This window comes from Brasilonema bromeliae SPC951, assembly GCF_012912135.1.
In the GTDB taxonomy this organism is placed as follows: domain Bacteria; phylum Cyanobacteriota; class Cyanobacteriia; order Cyanobacteriales; family Nostocaceae; genus Brasilonema; species Brasilonema bromeliae.
The window spans coordinates 1-13,351 of record NZ_QMEB01000191.1; the positions used below are offsets into that span (position 1 = coordinate 1).

Genomic DNA, 13,351 nt, shown 5'->3' on the forward strand with positions numbered 1-13,351 from the left:
GCTTGCGAATAATGCTTACTTTACCTGACTTTGAGGCTTAACTGAACTGTATTGACTTATGTGTCATTTATGATTTGTAAAAACCAAGGACTAATGACTAATGACTAATGACTAATGACTAACCTCCATACAACATCTCATTACGACTAGCCGCACCTAATTGAGGTATTGTGTTGACAGCTATGTGGGGAGTGAGAGTAGCAGGAACACCAGGAGCAACTTGTAATTGCTGCACCAGACGTTGCAACAATTGGTCTTGTCCAGTGCGGAAACCTGAGACATTTGTACCACGGTTAATGATGGCAAACCAGACCAAACCGCGATCGCGTGTAGGTACCACTCCGGCTAAAGCACTAACATCCCGGAGAGTGCCAGTTTTCATGATCGTAGCCGCAGGTAAATGTCTAGAGTGCATCGTCCCCCGATGGTCAAACCCGGAGACTGGAAATAAGTCAGCCAAAGTCAACTGATAAGCGAGTGCTTCCTGTTGAATTGCCATAAACATTGCACAAACTGCTCTGGGAGAAATACGATTTTCCGGTCCTAACCCTGAACCGTTGATTAACTGAATTTCTGACTGTGGTACTCTTGCAAGTCTGGCTGCTGTTGATTGCACGACCTCCGCTCCCCCCACAGCATCTGCCAGCATTTGAGCTATTTCATTGTTACTGAAAACGTTCATCTCCCTAATGATTTGCTTTAGGGGTAGTGAGTGGTGACGCAATAGCAAAGTCGGTTGAGGATTTGCTATTGGTTCTACTTTCACTCCCCCAGCGATGACAAGTTGAGGCTTGGGAGTTCCTTTTGGCATCAGCGAGTGTTGAAAAGTAGCCCCACGGGGCCAAGTAGCAGCATTCAGTGCTTGCTTAAGCATCTGACCTGCTAGCAGTGGATGACGTTGGAAATTCATGGCAAAATTGCCGGTAATCACTAAATTTCCTGTAACACGCTTAATGCCCATCTGGTTGAGACTATTGCCAAGGGTAATGGCTTCCTCCCAAACAAACATCGGATCGCCACCACCTGTAATGACCAAATCGCCCTGTAATACTCCATTCTGCAACGGTCCTGTAGCACTCACCAAAGTTTGAAATTGGTGGTCTGGACCAAGATTTTTGAAAGCAGTAAGTGACGTAGCAACTTTGGTTAAGGAAGCAGCCGGTAGAGCAGTCGTGCCTTGGTGATTAGCCATAAGCATCGGTCCAGATTGCATCCAAATTCCTTGGCTCTCCATTTGATTTGCTGCCACTAATTTTAATGTTTGTAGTCCTTTGAGATATTCCAGCACCGTATTAGACCCAGCTGGATTTGGATCGGCGGCAACAACTAAGCCAGGACTACCTTGCCAAGCCAATATATCCAAAGCATTTATGGGCTTGACAGTGACCCCAGCCATTTCTAGCCAAACAGAAATTAAACCTGAACCAAACAATTCCAGCATGCTTCATTGCCTCTGTAGAATATGCTATTTTGTTTCGTGTATGATTACGTAAGTGTTTCCTGCTGTTAAGCATTGAGTCATGATAACCGCACTTTTTGCCATGCGGAAGTAGGGCATGCAAAGAAGCTTTGGTACAAAGTATAACCATACGTTCAAAATATTTGAAAATAGAGGGTTTTCATTTGCACGTTTAGTGAATCTAGTTGTTAATGCAGGGCACTCATTTTTGTCTATCCCACATTTTTCTGAGGTTGACGCCTAAATCAGGCTAATTTTGTGATTTTAAGTAGCTTTGGTGCTTTTTGTGTTGCCAAAAATCCTGTTTTTGTCAAAAGGGATTAAATTTTATCCTAAATACTGTGGTTTTGGTTCTCAGTTACAGAGGTAATTCATGTTATGTTGAGCTTGTCAGCACCTCTTGAGAAAGGATGATCGATCAAGCATGAAGATTGAAAGTTTTATAACTCATACTTCATAACTTTTGCCTTGATCAGAACATCTACTACTTTCAGTAGAGGCATCTGGTAAAATTTGTAAGGTTTCTAGAAGCTCTGAGCAATGGGATCGACTGGCGCACGGATCGCAATTGACGCAATGGGAGGGGATCACGCACCCGGTGAAATCGTTGCTGGCGCACTGCGAGCACGAGAAGAATTGGGTGTAGAAGTCTTATTGGTAGGCGAACCCCAACAAATAAAAAGCAAACTGCCGCCAAAAACTCATCTGGGGCAGGTGGAGATCGTTCCTGCTGAGGAAACGATCACAATGGACGAGGAGCCTTTAAGCGGTATCAGACGCAAACCTAAGGCTTCGATTAACGTAGCGATGGATTTGGTAAAAAGTCAGCGGGCTGATGCTGTGGTTTCTGCTGGTCACTCTGGGGCAGCGATGGCATCAGCTTTGCTCCGCTTGGGACGACTCCGAGGAATTGACCGTCCAGCAATTGGTGCGGTGTTTCCGACGATAGTAGCAGGTAAACCAGTGCTCATACTTGATGTGGGCGCAAACGTAGACTGCCGTCCTAAGTTTTTAGAGCAATTTGCCGTTATGGGGTCGGTTTATAGTCAGTATGTCTTGGGTATTCAAGAACCATCTGTCGGTTTGTTGAATATCGGTGAGGAAGACACCAAAGGGAATGACGCGGCTGTTCGTGCTAACCAACTGCTGCGTGAAAATCCCCAAATCTCATTTATTGGCAATGCGGAAGGACGTGATGTCCTTTCCGGTCGCTTTGATGTGATTGTGTGTGATGGATTTGTGGGCAATGTGTTGTTAAAATTTGCCGAAGCAGTTGGGGAAGTCCTGTTGCAGATTATCCGAGAAGAATTACCCCAGGGATTACACGGTCAAATTGGGACAGCAATTTTAAAACCTAACCTCAAGCGAATAAAGCAGCGCGTAGACCATGCAGAACGTGGAGGGGCCTTGCTTTTAGGCGTTGATGGAATTTGCATTATCAGTCACGGTAGCTCCCAAGCACCTTCGATTTTTAATGCAATTCGCATGGCAAAAGAAGCTGTGGATAACCAAGTGTTGCACAGAATTCAGTCTCAAAACATCAGCATTCAGCGCGAAAGTGGTTAACAGTCAATTGTTTCGAGTCAAAGTCAAACTCAAAAGTTTTTTACTAACGACTAAAGACTGTTGACTAAAGACTAATGACTAATGAGTAATGACTAAAAGCTGATAGCTTTGGAGATGCCAGAGTGCAAAACTTAGGAATAGCAATCACAGGAAGTGGATCCGCAGTACCAGCAACTTTCCTGGATAACCACACATTAACAGAACTGGTTGAAACATCAGACGAATGGATTACCACAAGAACAGGAATTCGTCAACGGCGATTGGCAAAAGCAAGTGAAACGGTAACTGAACTTGCGAGTGCTGCTAGTCGGCAGGCGATCGCGATGGCTGGAATTTCCCCACAAGACTTGGATTTAATTCTGCTAGCCACCTCTAGTCCTGATGACTTGTTTGGCAGTGCTTGTCAAATTCAAGCCCAATTGGGAGCTACCAAAGCGGTAGCTTTTGATATCACCGCAGCCTGTTCTGGCTTTGTGTTTGGGCTAGTGACCGCTGCTCAATACATCAGGACTGGGGTTTATCAAAACGTACTGCTTGTTGGAGCGGATGTTCTCTCTCGTTGGGTGGATTGGCAAGACCGGGGTACTTGTGTATTGTTCGGAGATGGTGCAGGAGCTGTAGTCATACAGGCAAACCAAAAGGATTACTTGCTGGGATTTGAACTTAGAAGCGACGGAACTCAGAATAACTGCCTTAACCTTGCCTATGCAGCTGAACCTACACAACTGACTCAAGAGGTCAATGTTGGCAAAGGCAACTTCCAACCCATCACCATGAATGGCAAAGAGGTATACCGTTTTGCCGTACAAAAAGTCCCAGAAGTGCTTGACAAAGCTTTGTTTCGCGCTAACCTTAGTGTTGACCAAATAGATTGGCTATTATTGCACCAGGCAAATCAGCGCATTCTCGACGCTGTTGCTCAACGCCTAAATATTCCAGAACACAAAGTTATTAGTAATCTCGCCAATTATGGCAACACTTCTGCCGCCTCCATTCCTCTTGCTTTAGATGAAGCAGTGCGGCAGGGCAAAATCAAAACAGGTGATATTATTGCTGCCTCTGGCTTTGGTGCTGGACTAACGTGGGGTGCAGCAATCTTCCAATGGGGAAGATAGTTTTTTATCCTTTGTCATTGGTTATTTGTTCTTTGTTAATAACAAATGATCAATGACCAATGAACGGCAGGTGCTCATGGGGGAAACCCCCAAGACCGCACTGCCTCCCAATGACCAATGACTCATGACTAATGACTAATGACTAAAACTGCATGGGTATTTCCTGGACAAGGTTCGCAGTCCCAGGGAATGGGAATAGACTTATTAGATGTGCCATCCGCGCAAGAAAAATTTGCTCAAGCTGAGAACATATTAGGCTGGTCTGTCATCGAAATCTGTCAGAACAATGCCGAAAAGCTATCGTACACTCTCTACACACAGCCTTGTTTATACGTTGTAGAAAGCATTCTCGCTGATATTGTGCGAGAAAAAGAAAAACCGAATTTAGTTGCAGGTCACAGTTTAGGAGAATACGTCGCCCTTTACGTGGCTGGAGTATTCGAGTGGTCTGATGGGTTGCGTTTAGTAAAGCGTCGTGCCGAACTTATGGAGACCACTGCAGGTGGGATGATGGCGGCTTTAATGAACTTTGATCGTGAACAGTTGGAAAAAGTCATTGCTGAAACTCCCGAGGTAGTGATAGCAAACGATAATAGTCCCGGTCAAGTAGTCATATCAGGCACACCCGCAGCAGTAGAAGCCGTAATGTCTCAAGTTAAAGCAAAGCGTGCTAAGCCTTTGAATGTTTCTGGGGCATTTCATTCGCCTTTAATGGCACCAGCAGCCGCTGAATTTCAAGATATTTTAGAATCAGTCGAATTTCATCAAGCTTTTGTACCAGTGTTATCAAACGTAGAACCAGTTCCTACTGTTGATGCAAGTGTTTTGAAAAAACGTTTAATACAACAAATGACTGGAGGAGTGCGATGGCGAGAAATTTCACTAGCACTACCAGAAAATGGCATTGAGCGAGTGGTAGAAATTGGTCCTGGTAATGTGCTAACTGGTTTAATTAAACGCACTTGCTCTGACTTAATCTTAGAAAACGTCAGCAGTGTAGCTGATTTGGCTCTTTAGTGAGTTATGACTAGTGAGTCGTTAATTGTGTCACTAACTACTCACTACTCACTTGTTCCACATTCAGATTGGTGATTTCCATAGTTTGAATTTTGAATTTTGAATTTTGAATTTTGAGATTGCTTCGCTTCACTCGCAACGCTACGCGATTTTGAATTTTGAATTGTTTAACCCCTCCCACTCGACTATGTCTCGAAGCCGTGAACCATATGTAAGTTTGTTACTGTACCATGCATTTAAGTGGTCAGTGGTCAGTCCTATGCTTCAGGTTTATTTCAAGGGACGAATTTATGGTGCTGAAAATGTCCCTAAAACAGGACCACTACTACTAGTTAGCAATCATGCTAGTAACTACGATCCACCCATTGTTTCTAATTGCGTACGCCGTCCAGTGGCGTTTATGGCAAAGGAAGAACTCTTTAAAATCCCAATTCTCGGCAAAGCAATTCAGTTGTACGGTGCTTATCCTGTGAGTCGAGGTAGTGCTGATCGCACTGCTATCCGTGCAGCTATGAAGTATCTTGATGACGGGTGGGCTGTAGGTCTTTTTCTGCAAGGAACACGTACTCCAGACGGACGCATTACAGATCCTAAAAGAGGTGCAGCCCTGATTGCTGCTAAAGCCAAAGTCCCACTTTTACCCGTATCTTTATGGGGAACTCAGGCGATTGAGCAAAAAGGTTCGAGAACTCCTCTTTCTGTTCCAGTCACAGTGCGAATTGGGACGTTGATAGATCCTCCCAGTTCCAATGATAAAGAGGAATTGGAAGCATTAACGCAAAAGTGTACAGCAGAAATTAACACGCTCCACGAGTTGGGACGATAATTTGGAAGAGTCTGAAAATATGCTTAAAGGAGGTGGCAAAAGCCACTGAATTTGTGTCAATTTAAAACAATGCAATTTGAATTTGAGATTTAGAATCGCTAATTGAGTAGATAATTGTCAATAATTGTCTGACAAATAGCATATTTTTTGCGCCTCTTTCTCAGGAAAAAGACCAAAAACCATAATCTAAAATCCTAAATTAAAGTTGATATTTGTTCCACGTTGCTAGACCAAATTCACTGTCATCAAGCTATCCCTAAATAATATATGAGCAGTTTTGATGCCAACAATCTTTGGTATCGCCTAAATAATCTGGCGTTAGTCCGTTTTTTGCTTTTCGTTGCTTCTGGGTGGGCGATTGTACTACTTCTAGATTATTTTCAATCAGTCATTGTTATTTTTACATTTGCTGCCATTTTAGCTTTTTTACTGAGTTATCCTGTACAATGGCTGCGGCACTTTTTACCACACAGTATAGCAGTTGTTGTCATTTTCCTATTGAGTATTACCCTTATTGGTGGTTTGACAATTACTGTAGGTTTAACCGTTTTATCTCAAGGACAACAATTAATTGACACAGTCTCTGCATTTTTAAACTCTTTAATACCGCTAGTAGAGCGAATAGAGGCTCTTCTTCGTAACCGTAACTTGCCAATAGATTTGAGCGTCATTGAAGAACAGTTGCGAAATCAAGCTATATCTTTACTTGTTAATAGTTTAAATATTTTCCAAAGTATGATTACTAACTTTGTGACTTTTCTCTTGATTGCAGTTGTCGCTTTTTTTATGTTACTAGACGGCGAAAAGCTTTGGTCTTTTATTATAAAAACAGTACCCCAGCGACGACGAGATAAATTTACAAATATAATCAGACGTAACTTCTTGGGATTTTTTCGAGGTCAGCTGATATTAACCTTATTTTTGACATCTTCAACTTTTCTTGTTTTCTTGATACTTAAAGTGCCTTTCGCATTGATCTTATCAGTCATAGTCGGAATACTGGACATCATTCCTGGTATAGGAGCTACATTGGGAGTGGGTATCATTACTTTAATTGTCTTATCACAAAGTGTTTGGATGGCACTCAGAGTCTTAGTAGCTTGCATCATACTTCAACAAATACAAGACAATTTAATTACGCCTAGAATTATGCAAGGCGCTCTCAATCTTAATCCTGTTGTTGTCTTCTTTGCTTTACTTGTTGGGGCTAAAGTTGCAGGATTGTTGGGACTTTTTATTTCTATTCCGATTGCTGGAGTTTTAGTGTCTTTATTTGAAATTGATGAAATGAAAGCGGAAGTTGAGTCATGAGTCATGAGTCATTAGTCATTAAAAAAAATAATGAATTTAAAGAAAAAGTGTATATAGTTTCTCGGAAAGTATAGTTTTCTGATAACAGATTGAAAGATAGCAAAAAAAGATGTGTTATTTTTGTTGGATTTATTTATGATAGTAATTGAGAACTAATAACTCCTGACGAATGACTAATACAGATTTAAGAGCGGAATTAAGAGAAAATTTGGATGAAGCGGAGTGGGAATGGCTGATTCCTCATGCGCAACGGGATGCTCTAATTTTCGTGGTAGAAGAGTTAGATTTATTAGATGTGGGAGTGGCGATCGCTGGCGATAACGTATCACAAGTGCAAACCTGGATCGATGAAGCATTGATTACCAAACCCTCAGTTGCACAAATAGGAAAATGGAACACCCAGAGTGCAAAGAGGTTTAAGACTTTGATTGTCCAACCTTATGTACTTGTACAAGAGAAAGCTGCTGCCTAAAAAAGATATAGAGTTTTTTTAAATATTTTTTACTTGTGAATTCTTTTAACTATTCTTTTTATAACTGATTTCATCGCTGGTTATTTTGAGTTTCATCAATAGCTGTGTAACCAGTTGTTACCCAAACTATAGCTCTAATTCCATCACGGATAGATTTTCCAATTGGTTCGGGAGAAGTCTCTGAAGGGACTGTGACAGGTTTTAAATCAATTCCTCGACTACCCAAAACAATTTCACCAACGATTTTAGCACGGCGCATATGGTAGTCAGAAGTCACTAAATAAACACTTTTTATGCCTCTTTTGTTCAAATCATCTACCAATGTTGTAAAGTTTTCTACAGTGTTGTTTGCTCTGTAGTCTAGACGCAACCGCCTTGTATCAACTCCAGCTTTAGCAAACACTTGTTTAGTTACCTTTGGAGGACTACCCCCAGAAATCCAAATACTTAAAGTGGGGTGTTTTTGTGCAAAATTTGCTGTAAACTTTTCTCGCTCTAATTTAGATGTCGAACCACCCAAAACTAAAATTGCTTGAGGCTGCATAAATTGGCTTTGAATTTCCTTGTAACCCCACAACATCATAAGTGGTAGTGCTAGAATCATAAACCGAGAAGAAATACCTTTAGATTGTTGCTTTTTCAAGGGCTTATCACCTCGGTTGCTTAAACATTATTTGTTGCAAGAATCATAACGTACATTATCAAAGCGCTAAAAAATGAACTCACATTTGTGTTTGAGTCATGTTTCTGTTCCATAAGTTTTGTATAGCAAATCCGATGTAAATACCTTCCTTTTCTAAAGTCCATATCAGGAGATATTTTTAACAAACCACGACTCGCAATTGTCAGGGTTGCTTGAAGTTACAGACGCAGATTTTGTATTATCTGTGCCTACAAATAACAACATCTCCAGATTCAATGGATAATTTTAACCTCTATCCAGGCAAATCCAAAGATTTCCCTCGTTTATCAAGTGTATTAGAGGACGGGACTGGCCAGATTCGAACCGGCGACCTAGCGCTTCAGATTTGTGTGAGTTTCCCCACTCTCTGGACTATACCTTCACCGTAGGCTTTAAGCCCTTAGGTGGTAGCTTTCTAGTCTCTACACCTTCCTGAGCTGACCTGCATAAGAAATGACATAGTTTTATGCTCAGGCTTGGCTCGGTATTCCCATAAAGTGTCAGCATTGTGGTCAAAAGACAACCAATCCTACTTTTTTCTATCTTTTTAGGGTTCACCGAATTTAACTACATTCACTCATAGAGTTTCCTCTATAGTGCCCGATAGTTCAGGAGGCGCTCGCTCTATCCTGCTGAGCTACAGCCCCAAACAGACATCATTCAACATGATACCATTTTTAGCGGGACTGCCAAGAGTTGTCCCAAGATCCGCCGCCTATTTCTAATCCACACAAGAAACTACGTGCTTTCAGGATAGTTTTTCTTTTTCCAATACCGAATTCTCGCAGCTCTAAATTTAACTCTCCCTGCATGGTGTCACGACAGCAAAATCTTAAACCATTTGCCGTTGGCGCACGTAAAGGAGTCCCAGGTGAATCGGTAGTTCCTGTGACCTCAACTTCATACTGCAAATTCCGTGCTTGCATTTGCCATCTACCCCAAGGCTGAATATCCCAGTGTACTTGGGAATTCCAGGGTACGAATTCATAAAACTTGCCTTGATGGTGTATACCAATCATAGCTACAGATTCCATCCACCATAAAACACCGCGTCGTCCGCCGCCAGCAGTCAGAGCAAGGTCGCTTTCGCCTTCAAAGCTATTGCAGTTGAGCCAAAACCATTTTTCGGGAAAAGCGCCTCCCCAATTTTTCTCGCCGTAAGCTGGGGCGTTGGTAAATTCGTAGCGTTTACCATTCCAGTCAATCCAACCGGAAGCTAAGCCATGAGCCATGAGAATTTGCCATCCGGGTTCAAAAATCTGCAAAAATGACAACCAACCTGCTGTTGATTGTTGAATACTTCCTTTATCACCCCATCCATAAATGGGTTGAATTTCATACTCCCAGCGACAATAGTTACCAGTCCCAGGATCGTGAATTGCTCCTTGGTTCAAGGTCGCGGTTGCTTGGTAGCCTTCTTGAATATGGTGTTCAAACTCAGGTGGAAGGAGGTACACAGGTTTAGTGTGTAGGAGGTCTGTTTTACCCCAATGACCTAAGCCCAAAACGTTACGGCTTGCCCAAAATTTGCTCACGTCTGGAAACGTCCGCCATAAATACTCGTCATTGGGACCGAGGATTTGTGCTGCGCCGCCACTGTGGTGTTTACCGCCGACGGGGTCTTCAATAGAATACATGAAAGCAAAAGTTTGACCTTCTGCGGGTAAGGTGACGCGGTAATACCAACCTTCAAAAAAGCGACGAGTACTACCGTCCCAGTGATAACCGCTGTGGGGTGTTTGGATAGAATGATGAGAATTTGTGGAAATAGTTAACATAGATTTACGATGCTGCCTATTTCCCAGTATGAGCGATCGCCTTAACATAAATGATGCCTACTCTATCCTCAAACTCAAACCCGGTGCATCACCAACACAAGTCAAGCAAGCCTATCGTAAGCTAGTTAAGATTTGGCATCCTGATCGGTTTTCTCATCCGCACCAAAAACAGGAAGCAGAAGAAAAAATTAAACAAATCAACGAAGCTTACAACAAGCTGAAATCTGATTTACCAAGTTCTGCTGATCCGCCCACTCAGACAACACACACAAACATTTATACAAGTCGCTCCAATGCCGAACTTTTCTACAACTGGGGAGCAGAGAATGCAAAACAAGGAAGATACCAGGAAGCACTTGTTGACTTTACTCATGCAATTCGCCTCAATCCTAACTACATCGATGCTTACAAATACCGTGGGTTTATTTGCTCCCTACTTGGATATGAGTATCGAGCCAGTTCTGATTTAAATAAAGCCGCACAAATCGAAGCGAAGTTGAAAAACAAACAGACTCATTCTGGATCCCCATCATCAAGATCCTCCAGAACGTCCCGAAAAAAATCAAAGCTCAAATCCCTTCTAGAAAGGTTTTTACACTGGATCAGGCGCTTTGGTGGGTTTTAAGAAGTCACCCGGATGCACTTGTGTTTGTCATCTCTTGTTGACATGAGTACTTCTGGGCATAGATTCGAGAAATTTATTAGCAGAAGATGAGGATAGGGTAGTCAAACCGCATTACGCGCTCAAGTTATTTTCTTTCTGATTTAGGCACCAAGCACAGCACTCACCTGATTATGGTCAAACTCCACTGGTTAGAAGTTAGCGAATACGCCTCCGTCTCTTTTTCTGCACTGGGATTAGTCACAGCCGCACTCACGCAACAAATGATTTATGTAGCTGCTCCTTTGACTGTAACAGCTTGTTTAAACGTTGCTAATCGAGAAAGATTAAAGTATTTGATCTACCAGCATCAACAACAAACAATTGCCAAACAGGATCTACTCATGGATCCACTCCGACAACGACTGACAAACTTCGATACTTTCACTCAAAAACTTAGTGCAACAACTGAACAGCAGCTTGATGAGTTACGAAAGAACCAGCAGCAAGACGTCAATATTTTCACCCAACGTCTTGAAGAATTTGATGCCTCTTTTCAACAAGTCAGTACAAACATTCAACAACAGATACAGGCATTACTGCAAAATCAACAAGAACAAAATACCGATGATCTTAGACAGCGCTTAACTCAACTCGACACCTTTACGCAAGAGTTAAAGATAAACACTCACAAACAGATAGACCCTATTTATCAGCGCCTTGGACAACTTGATGCATTGACACAACAGTTGAGTACAACGACACAACAGCAGATACAGACATTACAGCAAACCCAGCAGGAACAAAATATTGATGTTGTAAGTCAACGACTCACTCAACTCGACACCCTTGTACAACAGTTGAGTACAACGACACAACAGCAAATTAATCCACTTTCTGTGCGCCTTTCTCAACTGGACTCTTTTGCACAGCAATTAAATCGATACACTCAACACCAGATACAGGCATTACAGCAAACCCAGCAGGAACAAAATGTGGATGATCTTAGACAACACCTGAGTGAACTTGATGCCCTGACACAAAATTTAAGTGCAAATACTCAAAAACAGTTTCAAGAACTTCAGTACGCGATCGCCCTACTACAGACTGAACTACAGGAGTTGTCTTTGGGAAAGCAGCAATCTCAAAACCTATCCGAAAAAAAGAAAAAACCAGAAGGTTTCAAACTATCTCAGGTAACGATTAAATCACCAGCACCACCTCCTCCTCTTCAGGAAAAGAAGCAACAGACAACAAATTTTTCTCCAAATCTATCTCCAGTGACGGTGACACAAAGCCCGAGTTCTCAGGTCAATCATACAACACCTGAGGTTTCTACGCCTGTTGTCACCATAACAACATCACCCCCAAAACCGGAAGTTTCTACACCTGTTGTCAGCACAACAACATCACCCCCAACACCGGAAGTATCTACACCTGTTGTCAGCGTACCGACATCACCCCCAACAGCTGAAGTTTCTACACCTGTTGTCAGCGTACCGACATCACCCCCAACAACACAAGGTTCAACAACAGAAAGTCCTGTTTCCTATAAAGTGACGTCCGTCGCTTTTAGTCCCAACGGGCAAACATTAGCCAGTGCTTGTGATGACAAAACCATAAAAATTTGGCATTTAGCTGACAAAGAACCTCGCATGCTTAGGGAAACCGGAGGATTTTCCTGTTCTAGCGCAGTGAATTCTGTAGCATTCAGTCCTGATGGTAAACTTTTGGCAAGTGGAAATGATGATAAAACGATTCAACTGTGGGATATTTCCACAGGAAAGGAAATCTCTACCTTCAAAGGGCATAAAGAAAAAGTTTATACTGTCGCATTTAGCCCAGATGGAAAAACTTTAGCTAGCGGTAGTAAAGATAAGAGTGTCAAGCTTTGGTCTATAGATACAAATAAAGAAACTTCTACACTCCACGGGCATTGTGACGAGGTTTTCTGCCTTGCTTTCAGTCCAGATGGAAAGATTTTAGCCAGTGCTGGTGCTAAGAAGGATAAAACTATCAAAGTGTGGTATCTGGCTGAAAATAAATTTTTGACTCTTAAAGGTCACTCCGAAGAATTGGGAGGAATTTATTCTATAGCTTTTAGTCCAGATGGGAAAACCCTTGTAAGTGGCGGTACAGACAAGACAATTAAGATTTGGCAACTCTCAAGCGGTTTAGAACTCCGCACTCTTGGAGGACACTCTGATGATGTTTGTTCTGTGACATTCAGTCCAGATGGCAAACAGATCGCAAGTGGTAGCAAAGACAAGACGGTGAGGCTTTGGCAAGTGGAGACAGGGAAAGAAATCCGTACTTTCACTGTTGGTGAAGATCCAATTTATTGTGTTGTGTTTAGTCCAGATGGTAAGACTTTGGCAGCGGGTGGCAATGGTGATAACACTGTCATGCTTTTGCCTTGTGATTAAGCTAGGCATTGCACCTGGAGACTGCAAATGAAATCAGCACCTCAAGAAATGCAAATCAACTTTTCCGGTAAGACAGTAAAAAAGACTATATTTATAAC

General features: G+C 42.3%; 11 protein-coding genes. 8 read left to right on the forward strand and 3 right to left on the reverse strand.

Features of this window, described 5'->3' with window-relative positions:
• Window positions 1-118: 118 nt before the first annotated feature.
• On the reverse strand, window positions 119-1,441 hold the full coding sequence (locus DP116_RS20820) for a D-alanyl-D-alanine carboxypeptidase (protein ID WP_169156987.1): 1,323 nt from the start codon (window positions 1,439-1,441) through the stop codon (window positions 119-121).
• Window positions 1,442-1,999: 558 nt separating this feature from the next.
• On the opposite strand from DP116_RS20820, the gene plsX reads away from it, so the two are divergent.
• The 6 genes from plsX to DP116_RS20850 all read left to right on the forward strand — a co-directional run bounded on the left by plsX (window position 2,000) and on the right by DP116_RS20850 (window position 7,766).
• Window positions 2,000-3,025 (forward strand): phosphate acyltransferase PlsX, encoded by a 1,026-nt coding sequence (plsX, locus tag DP116_RS20825; RefSeq protein WP_169156988.1) that lies wholly within the window; start codon window positions 2,000-2,002, stop codon window positions 3,023-3,025.
• Window positions 3,026-3,147: 122 nt separating this feature from the next.
• Window positions 3,148-4,140 carry a beta-ketoacyl-ACP synthase 3 gene (locus DP116_RS20830; RefSeq protein ID WP_169156989.1) on the forward strand — a complete coding sequence of 331 codons (993 nt, stop codon included), beginning with the start codon at window positions 3,148-3,150 and terminating at the stop codon, window positions 4,138-4,140.
• Between the two features lie 138 nt (window positions 4,141-4,278).
• Window positions 4,279-5,157: an ACP S-malonyltransferase gene (gene fabD, locus DP116_RS20835; RefSeq protein WP_169156990.1), complete on the forward strand. Its 879-nt coding sequence runs from the start codon at window positions 4,279-4,281 to the stop codon at window positions 5,155-5,157.
• A 187-nt stretch (window positions 5,158-5,344) separates the two neighbouring features.
• Window positions 5,345-5,983 (forward strand): lysophospholipid acyltransferase family protein, encoded by a 639-nt coding sequence (locus DP116_RS20840; protein ID WP_169156991.1) that lies wholly within the window; start codon window positions 5,345-5,347, stop codon window positions 5,981-5,983.
• A gap of 267 nt (window positions 5,984-6,250) precedes the next feature.
• On the forward strand, window positions 6,251-7,294 hold the full coding sequence (locus DP116_RS20845; protein ID WP_169156992.1) for an AI-2E family transporter: 1,044 nt from the start codon (window positions 6,251-6,253) through the stop codon (window positions 7,292-7,294).
• Window positions 7,295-7,463: 169 nt separating this feature from the next.
• A complete protein-coding gene (locus tag DP116_RS20850) occupies window positions 7,464-7,766 on the forward strand; it encodes a DUF2288 domain-containing protein (RefSeq protein ID WP_169156993.1) in 303 nt (100 codons plus the stop codon).
• Between the two features lie 70 nt (window positions 7,767-7,836).
• On the opposite strand, the gene DP116_RS20855 is transcribed toward DP116_RS20850, so the two are convergent.
• Together DP116_RS20855 and DP116_RS20860 are read right to left on the reverse strand one after the other, a co-directional pair.
• Window positions 7,837-8,370, reverse strand: a complete 534-nt coding sequence (locus DP116_RS20855; RefSeq protein ID WP_169156996.1) for a YdcF family protein — start codon at window positions 8,368-8,370, stop codon at window positions 7,837-7,839.
• Between the two features lie 755 nt (window positions 8,371-9,125).
• Entirely contained in the window at window positions 9,126-10,226 is a 1,101-nt protein-coding gene (locus DP116_RS20860; protein ID WP_169156994.1) for a tocopherol cyclase family protein, read from the reverse strand.
• On the opposite strand from DP116_RS20860, the gene DP116_RS20865 reads away from it, so the two are divergent.
• Window positions 10,210-10,851: a J domain-containing protein gene (locus DP116_RS20865; protein ID WP_339381509.1), complete on the forward strand. Its 642-nt coding sequence runs from the start codon at window positions 10,210-10,212 to the stop codon at window positions 10,849-10,851. The genes DP116_RS20860 and DP116_RS20865 overlap by 17 nt on opposite strands.
• Before the next feature lie 170 nt (window positions 10,852-11,021).
• Window positions 11,022-13,253 carry a WD40 repeat domain-containing protein gene (locus DP116_RS20870; RefSeq protein WP_169156995.1) on the forward strand — a complete coding sequence of 744 codons (2,232 nt, stop codon included), beginning with the start codon at window positions 11,022-11,024 and terminating at the stop codon, window positions 13,251-13,253.
• The last annotated feature ends 98 nt before the right edge of the window (window positions 13,254-13,351 follow it).